The organism is Microbulbifer epialgicus (assembly GCF_041447265.1).
Taxonomy (GTDB): Bacteria; Pseudomonadota; Gammaproteobacteria; order Pseudomonadales; family Cellvibrionaceae; genus Microbulbifer; species Microbulbifer epialgicus.
Map to the genome: position 1 here is coordinate 1 of NZ_JBGMEK010000055.1, position 22362 is coordinate 22362.

Consider the following 22362-nt stretch of genomic DNA (forward strand, 5'->3'; position numbering starts at 1 on the left):
CTTGTGTTTGATGATGCGATCATTAGTATGGATCATGGGGTTTATCCTTGGTTTTGCTTTTAGATTTAGGCACCTTCATCAAAACTGGTAAACCCCTCTTTTTCAAGAGGATGTGTCAGATTTGGTCTGAACTAATCCAAGTTAGCGCTTTAAATTTCGGTCATATTGGTTGAGCCTTTCGCGCCGAATAGAGTCGCTTGTTAGGCTCAGAATTGATTTTTATTACTGCTGTTTAAATCCAGCGATAAATTTATCTGCTAATTTAAAATACTCTTTTAAATCTTTTTGGGTCTTTTCTGTACGGTTGTTTTCGGAGTTAAGATGGATATTCTCCACCACAACGGCAATTTCTTTTGCAAGCTCTTGCTTCTCACCCTTTAGGTTCTCAGCGAAAAACTCAACACTTTTCTCAAGCGTGTAGGTGATGACATGAATCTGGTGAAGCTCAGCAGCATCAAGTTTTTGCTTGCCCTTAATTTCTGCTGTTTTCTCAATGAAAATCTTCTTGGCATCCTTCATAGAAGTAACATCCGCTACCTTGAGGTGCTGAATGGGTTTTTCTCCTGATGCGTCGCTAGCTTGCGCCGTGGTAGCAAAAGTAACCGCAAAAAGTAATGCAATTAAAATTCTCATTTTTCCTCTCTAACGCCCAAGCAGTAAAGATTGAAAAGGCATTGATCGGGCGAGGTGAATGCCTAACGTTTAACAGTGATCACTTTGATTGCTATCGCAAATGAGGATAACTATCATTAACATTAATGATACAGGAATTTTTAGGTGCTCAAAACATTTCTGGCAGAAATAGCGATCAAGCTGATCGAAGCTTGTAAAGACTAAGAAAATTGAATCTGAGAACGGCGAATACGGGAGAGGCCAACGGAGGTCTTTAGCCTGGAAGAGGTGCCCCCGGTATTAAGGAAAGTAATCAGATAGCCATCTGTTCGCAGCAGTAACAGTGAAGGTTATTGACAGAAAGAGCCGGTTAATCCGGCATTATTGAGACCGGCTTCACAAATTAATTGGTACGAAAGTTAGGAAGTCTCCCCCAATACATCAACCATTGCTGAAGTTAATTGGCTAAGGTCTTCTTTAGAAATCACATAGGGCGGCATGGCGTAGACCAACTTGCCGAAGGGGCGCAGCCAAATGCCGCGTTCGATTAAAGCTTCCTGCACCTTGGCCATATTTACCGGCTCGCGCATTTCCACCACCCCAATCGCTCCAAGGGCTCGAACATCGGCGACACCCTGTGCGGATTTTAATGGGGCCAGCTGCTCGGTCAGCTGTTGCTCGATAGCTGTTACTCGTTCCTGCCAGGGGCTGCTGAGAAGCAGCTGGATGCTGGCATTGGCAACGGAGCAGGCGAGGGGATTCCCCATAAAAGTGGGGCCGTGCATAAAGACTCCGGCCTCGCCATTGCAAATGCCTTCGGCAATACGATCGCTGCAAAGCGCAGCGGCCAGCGTCATGGTGCCACCGGTGAGGGCCTTGCCGAGGGTGAGGATATCCGGGCTGATCGCGGCGTGGTCGCAGGCGAACATTTTGCCACTGCGGCCAAAACCGGTGGCGATTTCATCGGCAATCAGCAGCAGGTCGTATTCGTCACAGAGTGCTCGTACCCGGCGCAGGTAATCTGCGGAATAAAAGCGCATACCGCCGGCACCTTGCACTATGGGTTCGAGGATCACCGCAGCCAGTTGCTCGCTGTTTTGCGCAACCAGCTGTTCCAGCTCTCGGATATCTTCATCCGGGCAGGTTTGACCAAAAGGGGTTTGCGGGGTGGGGGCAAACAGGTGTTGGCTGAGCTGACCGGCAAACAGGTGGTGCATCCCGGTAACTGGGTCACAGGTGGCCATGGCTCCAAAGGTATCGCCATGGTAGCCATTGCGCAGGGCCAGCAATTTGCTTTTACCCGGCTTGCCCTGGGAGTGCCAAAACTGCAGAGCCATCTTAATGGCGACTTCCACAGAGACTGAGCCGGAATCGGCCAGGAATACCCGATTCAGCCCCGGTGGGGTGATCTCTACCAGCTTTTTGCACAGCTCAATGGCCGGTTCATGGGTGAGACCGCCAAACATCACATGGGACATCTTGTCCATCTGATTGCGCATGGCCTGATTCAGCTCGGGCACATTGTAGCCATGCAGGGCACTCCACCAGGAGGACATGCCATCGATAAGGCCTCGGCCATCTTCCAGGAAAATTCGAACCCCTTCAGCCCTGGCCACCGGATAGACCGGTGGCGGGTTGATCAGCGAGGCGTAGGGGTGCCAGATATGTTTGCGGTCGAATTCCAGGTCCATAAAACAGCTACATCTCTTTTTATGTGCGGCCAACTTTTAGGCCAATGTACCGCAATCAGGCCAATTCTCGCAGCACTTTCAATGGAGGCTGGCTCACGGAGCTGTAACAGGCCAATGTGCCGGCAGTTCCCACCAATACGGCGCCTACCAATGGGCCCAGTAGCCACAGGGTGGGGTGGAACATCAGGGGCAGCTCGAAAACCCGTTGCGATAGCACCACAAGGGTTGCTTCGGCGCCAATGGCGGCCAGTAAACCGGCGGCACAGCCGAGTAGCCCAAACTCCAGAACCAGGCTCTTCAATAACAGGCGCCTGCGTCCTCCAAGTGTGCGGATAATTGCTGCTTCCTGCAAACGCTCGGCGATGCTGGCGCGTACCCCGGCAATTAATACCAGTACCCCGGCCACAAGCATCAGTGCCATTACCGATTCGATGGCAAAAGATACCTGGTCGATGGTGTCGCGAATACGCAGGATAATCTTATCCAGCTCTATCACGCTGACACTGGGATAGCTGCGCACCAGGTCGTTGATCAGCAGCTTGTCTTCAGGGGGAAGATAAAAGCTGGTGATATAAGTGGCTGGGAAGCCCTCCAGGGTGCCTGGTGCAAACAACATATAGAAGTTCGGGCGCATGCTGTTCCAATCCAGGGAGCGAAAGCTGGCCACAGGGGCCTCCAATTCCAGCCCGCCGATGGAAAAGCGCAGCTTGTCTCCGAGGGCGAGGTTAAGCTGTGCGGCCAGCTCCACCTCTACCGAGACCCCCTCACTGGTTTTGCCCCACCATTCCCCTTCGAGAATACGGTTATCCGGTGCCAGGTTTTCGGTCCAGCTCAGGTTGAGTTCCCTGCGCACGCCGCCTGGTCGATCCTTCAGGTCTCTGGTGGGAGTGTCGTTGATGGCGATCAGGCGGCCGCGCACCATAGGGTAGAATTCGGTGCTGCTCACTGCCTCTTTTTCCAGCATCTGCTGCATCCCGTCCACATCTGTGGGTGTGATATTCAGTAGGAAGTGATTGGGTGCCTTCTCTGGCAATTGCATGCGCCATTCGTCGATCAGTGCGGTGCGCGCAAAGACCAGGGCCAACATGGCCAACAAGCCGGTACCAAAGGCGGCGATCAGCAGTGTATTGAATGCGGCACGACGCTGAAGACTGCCCAGAGCGATACGCCAGGCTCCGCCTAGAGCGGCCAGTTTACCGCGCACCAGTAATTGGTTGACCAGGGCGCTGCCACCCACCAATAGCCCCATACCAGCGAGCAACGCCAGGGTCATGGCCAAACTGCCTGATAGCCACCAAATCAATAGCAGCATGGCACTGGGGCCGAGGATCAATCCCAGCCATTCGCGCTTGTCGGGGTTGCTCCAATCCTTACGCAAAGTCTGCATGGGGTCTGTGCGTGCCAGGCGAAACAGGGGGGGCAGGGCAAAACCCAATGCGCAGGCGAGGCCGGTGGCGAGGCCTACAAGCAGGGGGCCCCAATGGCTGGCGGGTGGCGCTACCGGGAAGAAACCGGCCATCAGGTTGACGGCCTGGGCCTGGATAAAGCTGCCCAGGGCTAAGCCAAGGCCGGTGGCTATCAGGGTGAGAGCGGCCAGCTGGCCCAGGTAAATGGCAAGTACTTTGTTGCGTCCTGCGCCAAGGCTTTTCATTACCGCCACATAGGCGGTATGTCGCAGGCCATAGCGGCGTGCGGCCAGGCCCACTGCAACACTGGCCAGCAGTACGGCGAGGCTGGCGGCAAGGAACAGGAAACGCTCAGCGCGGTTCAATGCCGAGGCTACCCGCGGCTGGCCTTCACGCAGGTCCAGTACCCGCTGATGCTCGGTCAGCTGTGGCTTCAGCCAGTCAAAATATTCTTTCAGTACCTGGTCGTCCCCGGCAAAAAGATAGCGATAGCGCACCCGGCTGCCGGGCTGGATAACGCCGGAGGCCGGTAGGTCATCGACATTGGCCAGTACCCTCGCGCCCATATCGAAAAGGCTGGTTCCCCGGTCGGGTTCCCGTTCCAACAGGCCGGTCACTTTGAGTTGCGTGTCGCCCAGGTCGATAGAATCGCCGATATTGATTTCCAGCAAGGGTAGGAGGCGGGACTCCACCCAGACTTCTCCTGGAGGTGGGCCCTGCTGCGCGATCTCACTTGGGACTTCCGGCGAGCGGCGAATCTCCAGATGGCCAACCAATGGGTATCCAGCATCCACGGCTTTTACCGAGACAAACTGGAACTGGTCGTTGGCGGAGATCATCGAGGAAAATTGGATGGCTTGCCCCTGCTCCAATCCAAGTACCTTTGCCTCGTCGAGCCAGGTCGAATCGACTGGTTGGCTGCTGCGCAGGACCCTTTCTGCAGCCAGGAAGGTTAGCGATTGCTGCTCCATGGCGCGGGTGAGGCGGTCGGTGAAATGGGCAATCGCGGTTACACAGGTCACGGCCAGTACCAGAGCACTGGCGATCAGGGCCAACTCGCCACCGCGCCAGTCCCTGAAAAGCAGTCGCAGCGGCAGCATCAGGCGGACACCTCCGACAGGTTGTCGTCTCCAGCAAGGGGCTCGTAGGATTCCACTGCTCCAGCAGACATACGCAGGTGAGTGGCGCAGCGCTCGGCCAGGCGTTGCTCATGGGTCACCAATACCAGAGTGGTACTGGATTCGGCGTTGAGCTTGAAGAGTAAGTCGATAATTTTGGCGCCATTGCCGGCATCCAGGCTGCCGGTGGGTTCGTCAGCAAAGAGGATGGCGTCCTCTCCGCTAAAGCTAGCGAAGGCCCTGGCAATAGCGACCCGCTGTTGCTCCCCGCCGGAAAGCTGGCGCGGATAATGGCCCAGGCGATGTTCAAGACCAACCTTGGCAAGGAACTCCTCTGCGCGCTTGGCGGCGCCGCGCTCTCCGCGTAGCTCACTGGGCAGCATGACATTCTCACGAGCGGTGAGGCCTGGCAGTAGCTGGAAGGTTTGGAATACAAAGCCCACGCAGCGGGCGCGCACCGCCGCACGTTGTTCCTCATCCATGGCGGTAATTTCTTCACCGGCCAGGCAGATTTTTCCCTCGCTGGGCTTGTCCAATCCCGCTAATAGACCGAGCAGGGTAGATTTGCCGGAACCTGAGGCACCGGTCACAGCCAGGCTTTCCCCACGCGCCAGTTGTAGGGAGATATTGTTTAATAGGGTCAATGGCCCTTCGCTGGTGGAGACTCTGTGATACAGGTTTTCTGCCGTAAGAATGGCGGACATACTGTGTTCCCTATACGGATGCGCGAATTTTTTGGAGAGTATGACATGACGACAGCCTTTTTTCGGCAGTTGGCGGCTCAATTCAGCTTGGTACTGCTGCTGTTTATCCCTGTCGGGGCTGCCCAGGCGAATACTGCGGATACCTTATTGGTGCTGGGTGACAGTATCAGCGCTGCTTACGGTATTAATGAAGAGCAGGGCTGGGTGCAATTATTGCGGGAGCGCCTGCAGGAGAAGGGCAAAAAAGTTCGAGTGGTCAATGCCAGTATCAGCGGTGAAACCACTTCCGGTGGGTTGACGCGCTTGCCTCGTCTGATGGAGGAGTACAATCCGCGTTGGCTGATTGTGGAGTTGGGTGGTAACGATGGCCTGCGGGGTTACCCGCTGCAGTCGTTGCAGCGCAACTTGATGGAAATGGTGAAACTGGCGAAGAACTCTGGTGCTGAGGTATTGCTATTGGGCATGCGTATTCCTCCTAACTACGGTCGCGCTTATACCAGTGCCTTTGCCGCTGTATATCCCAAGGTGGCGAAATCAGAGCAGGTTGGGTTGGTGCCCTTCTTCCTGGAGACAGTAGCGCTGGCAGAGGGTGCCATGCAGGCGGATGGTATCCACCCAACCGCCAAGGCCCAGCCAGCACTACTGGATCATGTATGGCCTTGTGTCGAGTCACTGCTGGCGGATGAGGTGGATAGCCAGTCGTGTACTCCGTGATCGAAATGCGTACAATCGCGCCCCCAGGATTGGGAAAGCCGGCACTTGGCCATCAGTCATTAAAGGTAGTGGCTGCGGCTGTGACCCAGATTTGTAACCGGCCAGCGGTACTGAACTAGTTAGAGAGACACCATGCCCGAAGTGGAAAATCGCCGCGAGCGACTCGAATTTAACAAGCTGCAGAAACGCCTGCGTCGTCATGTTGGTCGCGCTATTGCCGATTTCAACATGATTGAAGAAGGCGACAAAATTATGGTCTGCCTGTCCGGTGGCAAGGATTCCTATGCCATGCTGGATATCCTGCTGAACCTGCAAAAAACTGCGCCGGTCAATTTTGAGCTGGTGGCGGTGAATATGGACCAGAAACAACCAGGTTTCCCCGAGCATATCCTGCCGGAGTATTTGCGTTCCCTCGGCGTGCCTCATCACATCGTGGAAAAAGACACCTATTCAGTCGTGCAGGAAGTGGTGCCTGAGGGCAAGACCACCTGCAGCCTCTGTTCGCGCCTGCGCCGGGGTACCCTTTACGGCTTTGCCGAGGAAATCGGTGCCACCAAAGTAGCCCTTGGCCACCATAAAGACGACATTGTCGAAACTTTATTCCTGAACATGTTTTACGGTGGACGTCTAAAGGCGATGCCGCCGAAGCTGCGCGCGGATGACGGCCGCAATATCGTAATTCGCCCGCTGGCCTATTGCCGCGAAGAAGATATCGCCCGCTATGCGGAGTTCAAGGAATTCCCGATTATTCCCTGCAACCTGTGCGGTAGCCAGGAAAACCTGCAGAGGCAGGCGATCAAGAAGATGTTGCGGGAGTGGGATAAAAAATTCCCAGGGCGCAGTGAGAATATTTTTGCTGCCCTTACAAGAGTATCCCCATCACAGTTGGCAGACAGGGATCTTTACGACTTCGAAAGCCTGGAATTGGATCGCTCTACGCCGTCGGCTGCCGAGCGCCCTGACCATTTAATTCAGCGTCAGGTGAATTCCTGGGAGCCGGAGGATGCTCAGGACGTTGCGCCCCAGTATATCTCGGCGCTGAATTTGTAGGGTCTGCGCCGCTTACCAGCTGGGCATAGCTGCATTCAAAATCCCGCGTAGTGGCGCTGGGTCCGTGGTGGAAATGCTGGTGCCACAGCCGCGCCATTTTCGCCACATTATTGGTTTCCGGTTCGGGAATTTTGTGAACGTCGGCTGAGCGGTAAACCAGCCAGGCGATAGCGGTGGCATAGCGCAGGTTGGTGGTCAGCTCACTGTGGGGGTGATCGAGAAAGTCCCGTTGGCTGGCCAGGCCGCGTACCTTTGAGGCCAGGGCTGGGTGATCGATCAGGTAGTTATCCCAGATCTCCCGGTGAGTATGCGGTTGGATTTGATAGATGCCCAATCCATGGCGCCGTCCCTGCTTGAGATGAAACCCCAGCTGTGACTCCTGTGCGGCAGTGCCGAGCAGGAGATTTTCCATGCCCTGGCTCCAGGCTCTCAGATGTTTGAGGGTCGGACGGATAACCTGGAGGCGCAATTCGTCCAGACAGATGCCCATAGTGTTGTCTTTTTTTCTGTGGCTGTCCTGAATATTTAGTTTGCGGATTGAGTCGATGCCACCTGTTGGGTAGATTTAGGCGCAATAAACATAACTATTTTTGAAGTGGTACCGACCCCGTAGCTCATTTTGCCCAAAAAGCGAGCAAAGAGTCGCAGAAAGCGCCCTCTCTGAGTGCCACTCCAGTTTGAGTAAAAGGAATCCCCCCATGCCCGCACAGTGGCTCGTTGCCCTTACTTTTGTCGCCTATCTGGCTCTAATCCTGGTGATTGGCATTTACGCTTACATGCGCACTAAAAATGCCAGTGATTATTTCCTCGGCGGCCGTTCATTGCCCCCTGCCGTTGCGGCGCTCTCTGCCGGGGCCTCAGATATGAGTGGTTGGTTACTGCTAGGGTTGCCCGGTGCTGCCTATGCCGCGGGCTTGTCTGCGGGCTGGATCGCTATAGGCCTCTTTTCCGGTATCGTGTTGAGTTGGGTCAGTATGGGGCGCCGCCTGCGTATTTATACCTATGAACTGGACGATTCCCTTACTGTGCCCGCATACCTGGATCGCCGCTTTAAGATGGGCCACCCTTACCTGCGCACAGTGTGCGCTATTTTCATCTTACTGTTTTTCCTCTTCTACGTGGCTTCGGGCTTGATTGCCGGCGGCAAGTTATTTGAGACAGTTTTTGGTTGGGACTACCACTATGCGGTGGTTATTGGCGCCGTTGCAGTGATTTCCTACACACTGTTTGGCGGCTTCCTGGCGGTATCCTGGACCGATGTCTTCCAAGGCTTGCTGATGAGCGTTGCTCTGATTGCCGTTCCTTTAGTGGTGATTTCCGATCAGGGTGGCTTTTCCGCCAGCTGGGCTCAGTTGCAAACACAACAGCCCCAGTTAACGTATTGGTTGACTGATGGCAGCGGACAGGCTTTGGGTATGGTCGCCATTCTGAGTTCACTCGCCTGGGGGCTGGGCTACTTCGGTCAGCCCCATATCCTGGCGCGTTTTATGGCGGTGCGCAGCCCGGATGATGTCCCTGCAGCTGCAACTGTTGCGGCGGTTTGGTCCCTGATCGGCTTCCTGGGGGCCATGGCGGTAGGCCTCTTTGCCCACCTGCAGATGCAGCAGGGGCTGCCGGATGGTGAGACTGTTTTTATGGAGTTGGTTCAAGTTCTGTTCCACCCGATTGTTGCGGGCGTACTGCTGGCGGCGATTCTCTCCGCGATTATGAGCACTGCAGATTCCCAGTTGTTGGTGTCCTCTGCAGCACTGGCGGAAGATATTTACCATGTATGGGTTGGGCGCAAGACCAGTCCGGAAGCCATGGTTAAAGTGGGGCGCTGGGCCGTTGTGGGGCTTTCCTTAATCGCTGTGTGGATTGCTATGGACCCGGATTCCAAGGTTCTGGATGTGGTGAGTTATGCCTGGGCCGGGCTCGGCGCCGCATTTGGGCCAGCACTGCTGATCAGCCTGTATTGGTCAAGAATGACCGGCAGCGGTGCCATTGCCGGGGTGATTGTCGGCGGTATCACAGTGGTAATCTGGGAACAGCTCTCTGGAGGTATCTTCGATATCTATGAATTGCTACCGGGCTTTATTTTCTCAGCAGCTGCTATCGTCATAGTTAGCGTGCTGACGAAATGCCCGGAAGCCGTGGCCTCCCAGCATAAAAAACTGCTGGGGTAAGCCCGGTGGGCTTGTACTTGCGGCCCCCAGTGATGGGGCTGAGTGCAGTGTGACAGCTACGCAGAGGGCGCGCCCTTGGCAAGGGCGCGACTGTTGTGAAGCGAAAAGGATTTCCATCCGCAGCGATTATTCAAATAGCGGTTGGAGATACTGAGTGATCAAAGTTCATCTCGGTGATATCACGCGATTGAACGTCGATGTCATCGTCAATGCTGCCAACGCCCGCCTACTTGGCGGTGGCGGTGTGGACGGCGCCATTCACCGCGCGGCGGGCCCCGGTTTGCTGGATGCCTGCCGCAATATTGGGGGTTGCCCGGTTGGTGAAGTCCGTGCAACCAGTGCCTTCTCAATACCCGTCAAACGAATTTACCATACCGTTGGGCCTGTCTGGCGCGGCGGCCGCTTGGGCGAACCGGAGTTGCTTTCGAGCTGCTATCGGCACTGCCTCGCGCTGGCGCGGCGAGAGAGTATGCGCTCAATCGCCTTTCCTGCGATCAGTTGCGGTGTCTATGACTATCCCCCCAGCTTGGCTGTGGAAATCGCCGTCGAGCAAGTACAGCAGCACTTGGAAAAAGACGGAGAGCCACAGAGCATCATATTTTGCTGCTTTGATGCGGAGATGGCCGAGCTCTATCACGCTCAGTTAGATGCCTACGTGCGGCGTTAGCAAATTATTTTGGTTTGATGCCTGGTACATTCGGCCATTGATTACGGCCAGGGCTCGGAGGATGATAGTTTTCCTGACAATAACACTATAAGAAAAGGAGATTGTCATGCGCAGTGCCCAGCAGTGGTTTGCCGAGTATGGCGAGAGCCACCAGAATCCTATTAATAAATCCATTCACTGGGTTGCAGTACCGGTAATTTATGCAACGGTTGCCGGCCTTTTATGGGGTATTCCGCAGCCGCAGTTTATGGCGGAGATTCCCTGGTTGAACTGGGCTGTAGTGGTCACAGTGCCAGTGTTGCTTTTCTATTTTGCCCTTTCTTTTCCAATTGCGCTCGGTATGACTGCTTTGACGGTTGTTTTCTTATGGGGCTGGTCGGTAGCGGAGCGTCTGGGTGTTCCCGTGTGGCAGACGGCACTGGGATTATTCGTGGTGATGTGGATTTTCCAGTTTATCGGTCATCATATCGAAGGGAAAAAGCCCTCCTTCTTTAAAGACGTTCAGTTTTTGCTGATTGGTCCCGCTTGGGTGATAGGTTTTGTTTATCGCAAGCTGGGTATTCAGTACTGACTCCCTTAGTTGGGTTGAGATAGAAATAGGGCGACTGACTTGTCGCCCTGATTACAGGAGCTATCGGTTGTAGTGCACCGGTACCTCCAGAGTTTCCTTCACTTCTTCCATCACGACATAACTGGTGCACTCTTGAACCTCTGGCAGGGTCAGAAGGGTCTCACCATAAAATTTGCGATAGGCACCCATATCCGCGACGCGCGCTTTGATCAGGTAGTCAAAATTGCCAGAGACCAGATAGCACTCCTGTACTTCCGGAAGAGCCGCCACGGCATTACGGAACTCTTCAAATGCGTCCTGGGCGGAGCGATTCAGGCGAATTTGCACAAATACCACCAAAGCGGCATCCAGGAACTCCGGATTGATTAGGGCGGTGTATCCCTGGATAACTCCATCATTTTCCAGTCGTTTTACTCGTTCAACGCAGGGTGTGGCAGTTAATCCGACTTTACGGGCCAGTTCCGCATAGCTGGTCCGGCCATTTTTTTGCAGGACTCGCAAAATGTTGCGGTCCACCGTGTTGAGCTCTTCCGAGCGCTTGCGCATGTCTCTGTCTCCTCAATAGGCGATCAGCTTAAAAAATGGACTTATCACCAGTTTTAATAGTGGATACCACTAGTTTGATAAAAACTCTTGTAGAAATCCACTGCTAAGGTGGCCCTATACTGCGGAAAATACAGAAATTAGGCGTGACTCCTGCATTTGTGCAGAGATTGTGCCAACCGCAGAGATTGTGCCAACCGCAGAGATTGAGGAGCAAAAAATGTTGATTGGCGTCCCGAAAGAGATCAAAAACCACGAGTATCGTATTGGCCTGACGCCGTCGAGTGTTCGCGAACTGGTTGGCCATGGCCATCAAGTCATCGTACAGAAAGATGGCGGTACCGCTATCGGTTTTACCGATGAGATGTACGAGCAAGCCGGAGCCAAGATCATCGATACTCCGGAAGAAATTTTTGCCACTGCCGATATGATCGTCAAGGTAAAAGAGCCACAGCCGAACGAGTGCGAAATGCTGCGCCCGGGGCAGGTTCTTTACACTTACCTGCACCTGGCACCAGACCCCAAGCAAACCGAGCTGCTGGTGAAGTCCGGTGCAACCTGTATCGCCTATGAAACCGTAACCGACCGCTTTGGCGGCCTACCGCTGCTGGCGCCGATGTCAGAAGTGGCTGGCCGTATGTCTGTACAGTGTGGTGCCCACCACCTGGAGAAAGCCCAGGGTGGCCTTGGGGTATTACTCGGTGGCGTACCCGGTGTAGCTCCTGCCAAGGTCCTGATTATCGGTGGTGGTGTTGTTGGTACCAACGCGGCCAAGATGGCCCTGGGTATGGGCGCTGATGTAACCATCCTGGACCGCTCACTGCCGCGTCTGCGTCAGCTGGACGATATCTTCGGTGGCGCTGTACGCACCGAATACTCCACTAACGATGCGATTGAAAAGCATGCGCTGGAAGCGGACCTGGTGGTTGGTGCAGTACTGATTCCGGGCGCCGCAGCTCCGAAGCTGCTGACTCGCGATATTATCAGCCGCATGAAGAAGGGTGCTGTAGTTGTAGACGTGGCTATCGACCAGGGTGGTTGTTTTGAAACCTCCAAAGCTACTACCCACCAAGAGCCCACTTATGTAGTTGATGGCGTGGTGCACTACTGTGTGGCCAACATGCCCGGCGGTGTAGCTCGTACCTCCACCATGGCTCTGAACAACGCTACCTTGCCTTATGCCGTGGCTCTGGCGAATAAAGGCGCCAAGCAAGCGTTGCTGGATGATGCCAATCTGCTGGAAGGGCTGAATGTTCACGCTGGTATGGTGACTTACAAAGCAGTTGCAGATGTACTGGGCTATGAGTTTGTAGATCCTAAGCTTGCTCTGCAAAAAGTTGCCAAGCTTGAAGAAGCTGTAGCCTGATTATAAGCGGCTGCCATACAGCCGCTCTTTAAACGAGCTGCAACGCGCTTGTAATTTGGGAGTTTTCCCCGGAGCGCTCTTTGGCGTTCCTCTCTGTGAGACTTGGTAGCGAAAGCTGCCATTGATAGCCGCGTGTTTACGCGGCTTTTTTATTGTGAGCCCTATTCTCCAGGTTTGCTCGCTGCTGCAGTGATTTGGCTATTGCTCTTAAAGTTAGTCGTTGGCGATAACTCAGTATTAAAAAAAGGAAGGCCCTTGCGGTACTTCCCGTCGTATTTTCCTAGTCCCGCCGGTATCGCTTTTCTTCTCTGGCCCTGAGAAATGGCAGGGTATTCAAGCTACAGTAGCCACACTTCAACCCGGCGATTTTTGATTTTGCTGCTGGATTTGTTCGATGCGATAGGCAGATAGGCACCGAACCCCTGAACAGGTGTAGTGTTGATCTGGTGGTCGCGAAGTGCAGATCGTACGGTTACAGCGCGCAATTTGGACAAAACTACTGAGCGCTCTGGGCTGACCTTTTCGTCACCAAAGCCGATCAGCAGTAAACGGCGTTCGCGGTTCTGGGGTTTTTGCATATAGCTCGCCAGCCTTTGGATGTCCTGCTGGGCTTTATTGTCCAGCAAGGCGCTGCCTTCGGAAAAGCGGAAATTAATACTCAATCGCTCCGCATTCTCTGTCAGGGTCAAATATTCCTCGGGGCCTTCGCGCAGCCCTTCGGGCTTTACACCGATTGGGGTTTGGGCAATAAATCCGGTGGACTTTACCTGTGCCTGACCCAACTCACTCTGTACAAAGCTTAGGAACTCTTTAGCGACAGGTTTAACTGAGTAAACCGGCGTGTATAAAAACAAGCGGCGTGAGAGGGGATAATCTTCTGTTGCAATGGTGAGATGTTCTGGTGTCTGGGGTAGGGTATCTCTATCTGAAACAGCGATAGCTTTAGATTGACGGATCGATGCCAGCCCGACAAAACCGATACCATTTGGATCTGCTGCAACAATATCGGAAAGTTGATCGTTGGACTCAAATCGCTCGGCGCTGTTGATCAGAGTATGGCCTTTACCCAGAACCAGGCTTTTGAAGGTATCCCAGGTACCCGATTGGTTGTCGCGGGCATAGACTTTGATTTGACTCTTGTTGCCGCCGAGCTGGGACCAGCTTGTGATTTTCCCGGAAAAGATAGAGGCGATCTGTTGCAAGGTCAGTTTTTGGATGGGGTTGTTGGGATGCACAATGATTGCCAGGCCGTCGATGGCAATAACATGCTCTGCGCGACTACTGCGCATATCCCCAAGACGGTTGAGTGCCGCAAATTCTGTATTCTTGATAGGTCTGGAAGCCATGGCAATGTCTGCCTGAGATTGCATAAGTCCTTTAAAACCTGTGCTTGATCCGTGTGCAGCAATATCGACAAAAATGGTATTTTGACCAGTGTCTGCTTGAACCCGGAATTCATTAGCTTTGTTCATTGGTATCACACGAATGTTCTTGGCACTTTTTGCGGAAAGATAGTCGCGGATTAAGTTGGGCGCTAACTGTGCTCCGATAGTATTTGAACCGTGCAGGGTGAACAGCAAACCAGAAGCATTTGTATCGAATGCAGGTAGTTCAGCTGAAGTGGCTGAGGTAAATGTTAGTCCCAGTAAAAGTGACAAGATATAACTTAGTCGGTGAAAGAACAGGTACATAAGAACTCACCCATAGGGAAGAAAAACGAGGCCGCAAAATATGTCTTATTTATTACAAAATGATGAAACCTTGATGAATAAAACGTGCAAAAGTCTCAATCTCCGGTTGTAAGTGTGATTTACATTGAATTATCGAATGGAATTTTGAAATTGTGAGGTATGTAAGATTAACGGTTTGTAAAAGGTTTGAGAGTACTGAGGCGATGGCTTAAAGGTGGGGTGGAATTATGGGGGGCGGGGATCCCGCAGACGGCGAGCAAGTAAAAGACAGTTGATTTTAATCAGTAACCCCTTTACCCGCTCAGTTGGGAAAAGCTAGCGGGCGGGAAATAGGCGGCTTACTAGTACCGGTAATGCAGTCTCTACTCGCAAAATACGTGCTCCCAGGTGCACCGAGTGAAAACCGGTTTCCTGAAGCTTTTCCACTTCGTAGGGAATAAAGCCACCTTCAGGGCCAATCGCCAGGGTGGTTGCCTTATGGATATCAACGGGACAGGCATCGCCACCTACCGGATGGGCAACCAATTTTAGCGAATTGGCGGTTAACTCGGGCAGCTCATCCTCCACAAAGGGCTTAAAGCGCTTGCGTAAGATGATTTCCGGCATCTGGGTATCCACAGCCTGCTCAAGCCCTAATAGGCACTGTTCGAATAGTTTGTCGGGCTCCAGCCAGGGGGTTTGCCAATAAGATTTCTCTACGCGGTAGCTGTTCAGCAGAACCAGCTTTTTGACACCTAATGCAGTGATATGCTGAATAATCCGTTTTAACATTTTTGGGCGCGGTAATGCCAGAATCACTGTAAGTGGCAATGGTGGGGGAGGGCTGTCTTGCAATCCCACTCTTAGCTCTACTTGTTGATCAGTGAAAGAAGTGATTTCACCAGAGCCGATTTTGCCATTGAGTAACCCAACACGCATTCGCTGCCCCGGAGTAGCCCGATGGACCTGGGTAATATGCTCCAATCTGCGGCCTGTGAGACGTACATGCGTGGAGTCGATGAAATCAGTTTCCTGTAAAACAATCAGGTTCAAAATCTGCTGACCTTTGCTGGGTATAGAGATTGGCTTGCTTTGTTCTGCGTAAAAAATTACCGCTGGGCGGAGGCAATTGCCCCTTTACCCAGGCCTTCGTACGCTCGCACGGTGATCTCTATACCGGGCGCCCCTTCGGCTAAAGAATTGGCAATATATTGGGCCAGCTGCTCCACCGTAGTATCGCAGTCGATAATCTCACAGCAGCGCGCGGGAAGCTCCAGGGTGAAATCCCCCTGCTGGGCCTGATAGGCAAAACTTAAGGTTTTCTCCCCCTCTTCATGTAAGTCTTCACGGGTGCCCAGGTAGATATCTTCCCAGCGTTTTGCCCACTCTTGTTCCAATTGTTTATTGCGTTCGCCAGCAGAAAAAATCTGGATGCGGGATCGGTGACCATGGGCAATTCGTTGGCAATTGCCCTTATGCTTTTTCAGTCCGTGGCTGTAGTGATAGAAGGCATCTTCTATTTTTTCCTCTTCAAAGTTGAGCTTGAGTTGTTCGACACTGGTAGGAAAGGAGCTGGCCAGTTGTTGAACACTCCAGTGCGCTACTGTATCCCGATTAATAGCGGCAGCCTCCACCAGTGCGAAAGCCTGTTCGGGGCCGGATACGGCAATTTGCTCGCCACTTGCCAGCTGCCAAGTGAGTGATATCTGACCAACTTCATTGGTAATTGTCAGTCCAGGAGCTTGGGTGGGTACCAGCAGGCGGTGGTCGAGTTGGTCATCCAGCCAGTGGCGCAGAGTCTTTTTAACGATACCAAAGTCGCAAACCATACCCTGATGATCGAGGGCACCTTCAAGGGCGGCATTGGCCAGCCAGGTTTCTCCTACCAGCCCGCGCTGGTGATCTAAGTAGCTGAAGTCAACATTGGTTAAATTATCGACAAAAAGGTGCATGAGTAACTCTATTGAAGGGGTAAAATACTAGACGTCTATTATAACCTGTTAATAGGGCTGGAACTTGTGGCTTTATGTCTCTATAATCGCGCCCTCTTCGGATGCACCGGAGATCGTTGTGGCGGCCCTTCCGGTCCCCTCGCAATGAGCAGCTGTGAACCCCGCCAGGCCCGGAAGGGAGCAACGGTAGCAGTGGTATCATGTGCCGAGGGTGTTGCTGGTTGGGCTGCCTCCATCATCACTCCTATCCTGTATTTACTTTCCCCCCTCTTGCCAGTAATAGCGCTTTCACACCGTAAAATTGCGAGATTAGAGCCGTATTTTCCCCCAGAAAATGATTAAAAAAAGGTATTTTGTGTCGATCTGGTATGGCGGATTGCGCCTGGCGTCGATGAGAATATGGACCTTATGCTATAAACGGCGACAGTTATAACTAAGCCCAATAATGATGATCTGAGGGGAAGATGAAAAAAATTGCTCTTACTATCGCGACCGCGGTAGCGCTTTCCGCCTGCGACAGTGGTCAGCAGGCGTCTAAAGCTACTGGTCAGGCCCAGACTACCGCGGAAAGCGCTGTGGTTGAACAAGGCCAATTAACGGTCAGAGACGCCCAAGCTTTTCTGGATAATGCTCAGGCCCGCTTAGAGAAGATGGCCCAGGAGATGAGCCACGCCGCTTGGTTGGCATCGACCTACATCAATGTGGACTCCCAGTACGTAGAGGCACTGGCTTCCGAGCGTTATACCACCCTGGCTGTAGAGTTGGCCTCTGAAGCAGCCAAATTCAATAACCTGGAGCTGGATGCAGATACACGCCGTAAGCTGACTATGTTGAAGCAGGGGTTGGTGTTCCCAGCCCCCAAAGACCCGGCATTGACCGCTGAGCTGGCTCAGATTGGCTCTAAAATGCAGGGTATGTATGGCGCTGGAAAATATTGCCGGGAAGAAGAGGGTGCGGAGAAATGCTACACCCTTACCGAAATGGGTCGTGTAATGGCGACCAATCGCGACCCTGAGCTGCTCAAAGATTTGTGGGTTGGCTGGAGAAGGGTGTCTCCTCCCATGAAGCCCCTGTATGAGCGCCAAGTAGAAATTGGCAATGCGGGAACCGAAGAGCTGGGCTATGACAACCTGAGCGTTTTCTGGCGTTCTAAGTACGACATTGAGCCAGATGCCTTTGCCGCAGATATGGATACTCAGTGGGGCAAAGTGAAGCCTTTGTACGAGGCCTTGCACTGCCATGTGCGCGCCAAGCTGAACGAGCACTACGGTGATGATGTCGCACCCGCCCAGGGCAAGATTCCCGCACATCTGCTAGGTAACATGTGGGCCCAGGAGTGGGGCAATATCTACGAGTTAGTTAAAGATGAGGATATGCAGGCTCCTTACGACCTGACTCAGCTGGTCGTAGATTCCGGTATGAGCGAGAAAGATATGGTCAAGGTGGGGGAGAAGTTTTTCACTTCCCTCGGCTTTGAGCCGCTACCGGAAACTTTCTGGAAGCGTTCCCAGTTTACCCAGCCCCGCGATCGCGATGTGGTTTGTCATGCCAGCGCCTGGAATATGGATGGCCAGGATGATATTCGCATCAAGATGTGTATTAACAAAACCGGCGAAGACTTGGTCACCATCCATCATGAGCTGGGCCATAACTTCTACCAGCGCATTTATAAGGACCAACCCTTCCTCTATAAGGAGGGCGCCAACGACGGTTTCCACGAGGCGGTGGGTGACACCATTGCTCTGTCTATCACCCCGAAATACCTCAAGGAGATTGGGTTGATGGATGAGGTGCCGGATGAGAGCAAAGATATTGGTTATCTGATGCAGCAGGCGCTGGATAAGATTGCCTTCTTACCGTTTGGTTTACTGGTCGACAAATGGCGCTGGCAGGTATTCAATGGTGAGGTGCAGCCTTCTGATTACAACAAGGCTTGGTGGCAGCTACGTGAGGAGTATCAAGGTATTGAGGCTCCAGTGGAGCGCACTGAAGCAGATTTTGATCCGGGTGCCAAGTACCACATCCCTGGCAATACGCCTTATGCCCGCTATTTCCTCGCGCGCATCCAGCAATTCCAGTTCCATCGAGCGCTCTGTGAAGCCGCTGGTGAAACCGGGCCCCTGCACCGCTGTTCCATTTATAAAAATGATGAAGCGGGCAAGAAGTTGCGTACTATGCTGGCTATGGGAGCTAGCAAACCCTGGCCCGATGCTATGGAAGTTCTGACCGGCCAGCGCGACCTGGATGCCTCAGCTATTATTGATTACTTCCAGCCTTTAATGGCCTACTTGGAGGAGCAGAACCAGGGACGTCAGTGCGGCTGGTAACCTGTTAGATATCCGATATTTTTTAGTGAGTTAAATAAAAAAGGGGAGTTTTACTTCCCCTTTTTTATTGTTCTGCTGTCTTCTTCACTTCCCTGTACTTTCTGGATTTCTTTCGTGCCGAACTTAAACTTAGCGCTTAGTTTAATAATAGTTCTCTGGAGTCCAATAGCTCGGCATACTGTTTGGTAATAACATTCATGGTGCGTAGCATCAGATCAGTGGTACCTGTAATCACTTGAATCTGCCGTTTCTCAGATATTTTCATCTCCCCTTCGAATCCGCGGTTAGCGTAATTTAGGTGGTCCTGCGCTTTGCGTAGATTGTGAGTGATTTCTGGTGTGTTGAGAGGGCTGTCCAGAAGTTGGTTCAGGCGGTTGGAGTATTCAGTAAGATCCTGCTGCAATCCATTTTGGGAGCTGTCTGGGGATACCTCCCAGAGTTTAGCGGCATAGTTCTTGGCTATACGCTGGGATAGCATGCGTTGGCGACCGGCAATGTTGATTAGCTCTGCACTGTTGTGCTGTGCGAGTTGTTGCAGTTTTATAACATAAGTATGTGCGCTGGACAAAAGCGTGTTGCTTCGTTCAAATAATTCGGTGGCGCTTTCCTTGCTGACGGGTTGTCGAGTTATCTGCTCAAATGCTTCCCACTCTTTTTGTACTTTTATAAGTTGGCCTTTTATTTTTTCCGCATCCTGAAAGTTGCTTAGCTTTTCGTGGTTTTGCTTGAATTCCTGGATGGATCTTGAAAAGATTTTTTCATGGCGCTCTGCCTCAGGCTGTATTCCGCGTAAGATATAAGTTTGGGCGATACGCTGAGACAGCATTCGCTGCCGACCAGCTAAATTGATGGCGTCCCCCATGGTAAAGGCTGAGACATCCAAGCTTATGATTAACAAGAAAAATAATGCTGATAACTTCATGATTTTACTTTTTTAGTTTGACGTGCTTTTCAATTTAGATTTGAACTCGGTCAGGCTGACTCTAAGGATGTAATCTGTTGCTGACATCAATGCTGACTCGGTACCCTTGGTGGCTGTTTTCGCAGTTCTTTTTCATAGCGGTAAGGTCTAAGGTCGAATATCTTACTGTTGATATTTTACTTGGTGTCTTGTGTGTCGCCATGACAAAACTCAAGAAAGAGTATGATTTTTGAGATCGCTCTTTGTGTTTGAGTTTTTGCCTGAATTTAATCGATGAGGAGGAGTTATAGAGTTGAGTTTTCAGCTTAACCTGCGGCTTCAATTAATTTAGGGGCGTTTATAGCAAATTTGCTTGAGATGATATCTACCCCTTTTTTCCCATGCGAGGATTATGGTGGTATAGGTGAGGCGTTCAGGAAGGTTTGGAACGGGGCTTTTGCGGGCCTAAAAGCAATAAAGGCCCTACCGGAGGTGGAGCCTTTATTATCATGGGGGATTTGTCAATCAGAAGCGATAGTTTATCGCTGCACTAAATAACCAAGCCTCGGTTTTAGTGGTTCCGCCATCGTAGTATGTAAGGAATAGGTTTTGAAGATTGTTGATTTCCTGAATCTTTTCATCATCTCCCCAAAGATAGGCTATGCCAGCATCTACGCTTAACTTGTCAGTGTGATGGTATGTGCCGCCAAGTGTAAGCCATTGACGATCCGTATCGGGAATGGATAAGGTGCGCCAAGTAATTGGGAGGTCCAGGCCGGTATTTGCAAGAATTTCTTCTTGCTCGTTGCGGTTGAATCCATCGCGTGCTGCGCCTTGATCGTAGGCATAACCAAAGCGAATGGTTGCTTTATCATTGTAGAAATATTCGCCAGCAATGCTGAAGCGAGAACCGCTTTTGAAGTTCTCTTCTTTAAGCGGAAGAGGGTTGAACCCTTCGCCTGCTGAGGGGACAAATGCTTCAAGGCGCTCAAACCTATCCCAATTGGTCCACATGTAACCGAGCGCTAGGGCCCACTGGCTGTCGAAGCGGTGGTAGAAGCCCAGCTCCAAGGTGTCTGGCAGGTTAAGTGTTAGGGAGCCGCTGACATCATCAAATGGGGCGCCTGGCGGTATAATATCGGAGCTGATATCGCCCTTCAGTTTTGGGTCGTACTTGGCGTGGTAGGAAATACCGGCACGGGTATTGTCGCTAATGCGCCAGAGGGCACCAACTGTCCAGCTCACATCCCAGCCATCACCTTCAATATTAAGGAGGGTGGCGCCTTCAGGGTTAAACCCAATTACTTGCGCCAGAGCCGCGCCTAAAGGAAAGTCGGTGGGGAAGCTGGTGTTTAATTTTGCATCGGCATAGAGAAAGTTTATGGCTGCGCCAAGGCTCAAGGTGTCATTAATATCGTAAGCGATGGATGGCTGGATATTAACGGTCAGCAGTTCAGTTTGGTTTGCAATAAGAGTGGCGGGGAAGCTATCAGGAAAATCGGTTTCAAGGCCAAAATCGGTATACATGGCCAAGCCCCAAGACCACTCATCGTTGATCGGTGCTGCCAAGTAGCCATTCGGAATCCAGGCGCTGGTGGCATAGTCATCAGCATCGGCTGGTACAGTGAGGAGGTCAGTGATGATAACGCTTCCATCCGGAAGGGCGACTGGTCCGAAATACGTCACATCACCAGCTACGTCGATATTGGGATCAACATAGGTAATACCACCGGTAATGGTATAAGTATCAAACAGCGCGGAACCCGCGGGGTTGCGCGCGAGGATAGAGGCATTATCACCGATGGTGTTTTCGGCGGCGAAAGCGCGGCCGAGGCCGGATGCGCTGGTTTCCTGCAGGTAGAAACCTGCTGCCATTGCGCCTTGGGAAACGGAGCCGATTGCTGCGGCCAGAACTGCGTGTCGCAGATATTTCTTATTCATGAGAGCCCATCTCTAAGTCTACTGATTTACTGAAAACCATAAGCTGCATGTGAAAAAATGCCGAGATATGGATGGAAGGTCGTTAGACTTATTTAAATACCTTCCATTTTTGTAGCAAATTCCCTATATAAAAAGTTTGGCAATAAAAAATTGCCCGGGCAAGGGAAAGGAGTCACTTTATAAAGAGAAAGGAGGCAAAAATCCATCTATTAAGGAGATATTTTTTTTGCCTCACGGAAGGTTGGTGTTTTATTGGCCTGCGCTGACACTTTTTCCATTGATGGATAGTTTTGTCAGGGTAATTTGGTATTTTTTGCCATTCTCTTCTCTTTGAACTAGCTTCACAAGCGCATAGTTCCACTGGGGGGCAACCCAGACAGTTGTCTCTCTTGCAGAATCCGCGTCTCTTACTCGCCGCACTTTGATAGTTTCTATTTCTCCCATGGGAGTATCCAGAGTTTCAGTGCCTTCCCGGGCAAAAGTGTAATTGCGAATCTTCTTGCCGTCGGCGATTTGGTACTGCAGGTCCTCTTTACCTGAGGCAACATCAAGCGCCAACTGTATCTGGTAACTCACCTTGTCGAGTATATGTGGTGGCACATCTTTCATATCCCTGTCGGGATTGGAGACATTGAGTACCAGGCCTTTTTCGGGCTCAAAATTCAGTACAGTGCCGCGATCGCGTCCCAATCCTTTGCGGCGGTACTCGTAATGGTAGGGAGTGATGCTACCGTCCCGGTCGGTGAAGCGGGAGTACTCCTTGATATAGGCAAACAGGGTGTTGGTGCTGAAATCCAGGCGCCAATTGCCCTCCTGGCCGGTGAGTTCGCGAGTGGCTGTGACACTGATGCCGTTAAAGCGAGCAGTATAAGTTGCTTTGAAAGGTTCTAGTTGGCTGGCCAGGGATTGGCCGGTGAAAAGAAAAAGAAACAGGGAGGAAACTAATAAGCGCACGACAGAGCCC

At 52.1% G+C, this 22362-nt stretch carries 19 protein-coding genes and 1 other RNA gene; 8 read left to right on the plus strand and 12 right to left on the minus strand.

Annotation, left to right across the window (positions count from 1 at the left end):
• Positions 1 to 222: 222 nt before the first annotated feature.
• The 4 genes from ACCI49_RS17900 to ACCI49_RS17915 form a co-directional block, all read right to left on the minus strand.
• Positions 223 to 633: a DUF6746 family protein gene (locus ACCI49_RS17900; protein ID WP_371840514.1), complete on the minus strand. Its 411-nt coding sequence runs from the start codon at positions 631 to 633 to the stop codon at positions 223 to 225.
• A 398-nt stretch (positions 634 to 1031) separates the two neighbouring features.
• Entirely contained in the window at positions 1032 to 2303 is a 1272-nt protein-coding gene (gene bioA, locus ACCI49_RS17905; RefSeq protein WP_371840515.1) for an adenosylmethionine--8-amino-7-oxononanoate transaminase, read from the minus strand.
• A gap of 55 nt (positions 2304 to 2358) precedes the next feature.
• On the minus strand, positions 2359 to 4809 hold the full coding sequence (locus tag ACCI49_RS17910; protein ID WP_371840516.1) for an ABC transporter permease: 2451 nt from the start codon (positions 4807 to 4809) through the stop codon (positions 2359 to 2361).
• Positions 4809 to 5531 (minus strand): ABC transporter ATP-binding protein, encoded by a 723-nt coding sequence (locus ACCI49_RS17915; protein ID WP_371840518.1) that lies wholly within the window; start codon positions 5529 to 5531, stop codon positions 4809 to 4811. Before ACCI49_RS17915 ends, ACCI49_RS17910 begins: the two co-directional genes overlap by 1 nt.
• Positions 5532 to 5576: 45 nt before the next feature.
• Here ACCI49_RS17915 and ACCI49_RS17920 point away from each other — a divergent pair, with 45 nt between their 5' ends.
• Entirely contained in the window at positions 5577 to 6245 is a 669-nt protein-coding gene (locus tag ACCI49_RS17920) for an arylesterase (RefSeq protein WP_371840520.1), read from the plus strand.
• A gap of 132 nt (positions 6246 to 6377) precedes the next feature.
• Positions 6378 to 7295 (plus strand): tRNA 2-thiocytidine(32) synthetase TtcA, encoded by a 918-nt coding sequence (gene ttcA / locus ACCI49_RS17925; protein WP_371840521.1) that lies wholly within the window; start codon positions 6378 to 6380, stop codon positions 7293 to 7295.
• Here ttcA and ACCI49_RS17930 read toward each other — a convergent pair.
• Positions 7180 to 7785 (minus strand): hypothetical protein, encoded by a 606-nt coding sequence (locus ACCI49_RS17930; RefSeq protein WP_371840522.1) that lies wholly within the window; start codon positions 7783 to 7785, stop codon positions 7180 to 7182. The two genes, ttcA and ACCI49_RS17930, sit on opposite strands and share 116 nt — an antisense overlap.
• Before the next feature lie 208 nt (positions 7786 to 7993).
• On the opposite strand from ACCI49_RS17930, the gene putP reads away from it, so the two are divergent.
• The 3 genes from putP to ACCI49_RS17945 all read left to right on the plus strand — a co-directional run bounded on the left by putP (position 7994) and on the right by ACCI49_RS17945 (position 10698).
• Positions 7994 to 9460 (plus strand): sodium/proline symporter PutP, encoded by a 1467-nt coding sequence (gene putP, locus ACCI49_RS17935; protein ID WP_371840523.1) that lies wholly within the window; start codon positions 7994 to 7996, stop codon positions 9458 to 9460.
• Positions 9461 to 9614: 154 nt separating this feature from the next.
• Positions 9615 to 10127: an O-acetyl-ADP-ribose deacetylase gene (locus ACCI49_RS17940; protein ID WP_371840524.1), complete on the plus strand. Its 513-nt coding sequence runs from the start codon at positions 9615 to 9617 to the stop codon at positions 10125 to 10127.
• A gap of 106 nt (positions 10128 to 10233) precedes the next feature.
• On the plus strand, positions 10234 to 10698 hold the full coding sequence (locus ACCI49_RS17945; protein WP_371840526.1) for an Mpo1 family 2-hydroxy fatty acid dioxygenase: 465 nt from the start codon (positions 10234 to 10236) through the stop codon (positions 10696 to 10698).
• A 60-nt stretch (positions 10699 to 10758) separates the two neighbouring features.
• On the opposite strand, the gene ACCI49_RS17950 is transcribed toward ACCI49_RS17945, so the two are convergent.
• Positions 10759 to 11244, minus strand: coding sequence for an Lrp/AsnC ligand binding domain-containing protein (locus ACCI49_RS17950; protein WP_371840527.1), 486 nt, complete (start codon positions 11242 to 11244; stop codon positions 10759 to 10761).
• Positions 11245 to 11461: 217 nt separating this feature from the next.
• Here ACCI49_RS17950 and ald point away from each other — a divergent pair, with 217 nt between their 5' ends.
• Positions 11462 to 12607, plus strand: coding sequence for an alanine dehydrogenase (gene ald, locus ACCI49_RS17955; protein WP_371840528.1), 1146 nt, complete (start codon positions 11462 to 11464; stop codon positions 12605 to 12607).
• Between the two features lie 338 nt (positions 12608 to 12945).
• Here the strand turns inward: ald and ACCI49_RS17960 are convergent, their stop codons facing one another.
• The 3 genes from ACCI49_RS17960 to ACCI49_RS17970 form a co-directional block, all read right to left on the minus strand.
• Entirely contained in the window at positions 12946 to 14298 is a 1353-nt protein-coding gene (locus ACCI49_RS17960) for a substrate-binding domain-containing protein (protein WP_371840529.1), read from the minus strand.
• A 315-nt stretch (positions 14299 to 14613) separates the two neighbouring features.
• A complete protein-coding gene (locus ACCI49_RS17965; RefSeq protein ID WP_371840531.1) occupies positions 14614 to 15330 on the minus strand; it encodes a 16S rRNA (uracil(1498)-N(3))-methyltransferase in 717 nt (238 codons plus the stop codon).
• A 56-nt stretch (positions 15331 to 15386) separates the two neighbouring features.
• Positions 15387 to 16229: a 6-pyruvoyl trahydropterin synthase family protein gene (locus ACCI49_RS17970; protein ID WP_371840532.1), complete on the minus strand. Its 843-nt coding sequence runs from the start codon at positions 16227 to 16229 to the stop codon at positions 15387 to 15389.
• Positions 16230 to 16357: 128 nt separating this feature from the next.
• Here ACCI49_RS17970 and ffs point away from each other — a divergent pair.
• Positions 16358 to 16455, plus strand: an RNA gene (gene ffs / locus ACCI49_RS17975) — signal recognition particle sRNA small type.
• A gap of 238 nt (positions 16456 to 16693) precedes the next feature.
• Entirely contained in the window at positions 16694 to 18556 is a 1863-nt protein-coding gene (locus ACCI49_RS17980; protein WP_371840534.1) for a M2 family metallopeptidase, read from the plus strand.
• Positions 18557 to 18692: 136 nt separating this feature from the next.
• On the opposite strand, the gene ACCI49_RS17985 is transcribed toward ACCI49_RS17980, so the two are convergent.
• The 3 genes from ACCI49_RS17985 to ACCI49_RS17995 all read right to left on the minus strand — a co-directional run bounded on the left by ACCI49_RS17985 (position 18693) and on the right by ACCI49_RS17995 (position 22352).
• Positions 18693 to 19478, minus strand: coding sequence for a type IV pili methyl-accepting chemotaxis transducer N-terminal domain-containing protein (locus ACCI49_RS17985; RefSeq protein ID WP_371840535.1), 786 nt, complete (start codon positions 19476 to 19478; stop codon positions 18693 to 18695).
• A 504-nt stretch (positions 19479 to 19982) separates the two neighbouring features.
• Complete coding sequence (locus ACCI49_RS17990) at positions 19983 to 21398, minus strand: OmpP1/FadL family transporter (RefSeq protein ID WP_371840536.1); 1416 nt, start codon at positions 21396 to 21398, stop codon at positions 19983 to 19985.
• A gap of 249 nt (positions 21399 to 21647) precedes the next feature.
• Positions 21648 to 22352, minus strand: a complete 705-nt coding sequence (locus ACCI49_RS17995; RefSeq protein ID WP_371840537.1) for a DUF3108 domain-containing protein — start codon at positions 22350 to 22352, stop codon at positions 21648 to 21650.
• Positions 22353 to 22362 lie beyond the last annotated feature (10 nt).

Excerpts from the sequence above, each read along its gene's own strand:
- ACCI49_RS17910 (WP_371840516.1), bottom strand. The coding sequence starts at position 4,809 with ATGCTGCCGCTGCGACTGCTTTTCAGGGACTGGCGCGGTGGCGAGTTG.
- ACCI49_RS17990 (WP_371840536.1), bottom strand. The coding sequence starts at position 21,398 with ATGAATAAGAAATATCTGCGACACGCAGTTCTGGCCGCAGCAATCGGC.
- ACCI49_RS17985 (WP_371840535.1), bottom strand. The coding sequence starts at position 19,478 with ATGAAGTTATCAGCATTATTTTTCTTGTTAATCATAAGCTTGGATGTC.
- ACCI49_RS17945 (WP_371840526.1), top strand. The coding sequence starts at position 10,234 with ATGCGCAGTGCCCAGCAGTGGTTTGCCGAGTATGGCGAGAGCCACCAG.
- ACCI49_RS17930 (WP_371840522.1), bottom strand. The coding sequence starts at position 7,785 with ATGGGCATCTGTCTGGACGAATTGCGCCTCCAGGTTATCCGTCCGACC.
- ACCI49_RS17920 (WP_371840520.1), top strand. The coding sequence starts at position 5,577 with ATGACGACAGCCTTTTTTCGGCAGTTGGCGGCTCAATTCAGCTTGGTA.
- ACCI49_RS17900 (WP_371840514.1), bottom strand. The coding sequence starts at position 633 with ATGAGAATTTTAATTGCATTACTTTTTGCGGTTACTTTTGCTACCACG.
- ACCI49_RS17980 (WP_371840534.1), top strand. The coding sequence starts at position 16,694 with ATGAAAAAAATTGCTCTTACTATCGCGACCGCGGTAGCGCTTTCCGCC.
- ttcA (WP_371840521.1), top strand. The coding sequence starts at position 6,378 with ATGCCCGAAGTGGAAAATCGCCGCGAGCGACTCGAATTTAACAAGCTG.
- ACCI49_RS17970 (WP_371840532.1), bottom strand. The coding sequence starts at position 16,229 with ATGCACCTTTTTGTCGATAATTTAACCAATGTTGACTTCAGCTACTTA.
- ACCI49_RS17950 (WP_371840527.1), bottom strand. The coding sequence starts at position 11,244 with ATGCGCAAGCGCTCGGAAGAGCTCAACACGGTGGACCGCAACATTTTG.
- ald (WP_371840528.1), top strand. The coding sequence starts at position 11,462 with ATGTTGATTGGCGTCCCGAAAGAGATCAAAAACCACGAGTATCGTATT.
- bioA (WP_371840515.1), bottom strand. The coding sequence starts at position 2,303 with ATGGACCTGGAATTCGACCGCAAACATATCTGGCACCCCTACGCCTCG.
- ACCI49_RS17960 (WP_371840529.1), bottom strand. The coding sequence starts at position 14,298 with ATGTACCTGTTCTTTCACCGACTAAGTTATATCTTGTCACTTTTACTG.
- putP (WP_371840523.1), top strand. The coding sequence starts at position 7,994 with ATGCCCGCACAGTGGCTCGTTGCCCTTACTTTTGTCGCCTATCTGGCT.
- ACCI49_RS17915 (WP_371840518.1), bottom strand. The coding sequence starts at position 5,531 with ATGTCCGCCATTCTTACGGCAGAAAACCTGTATCACAGAGTCTCCACC.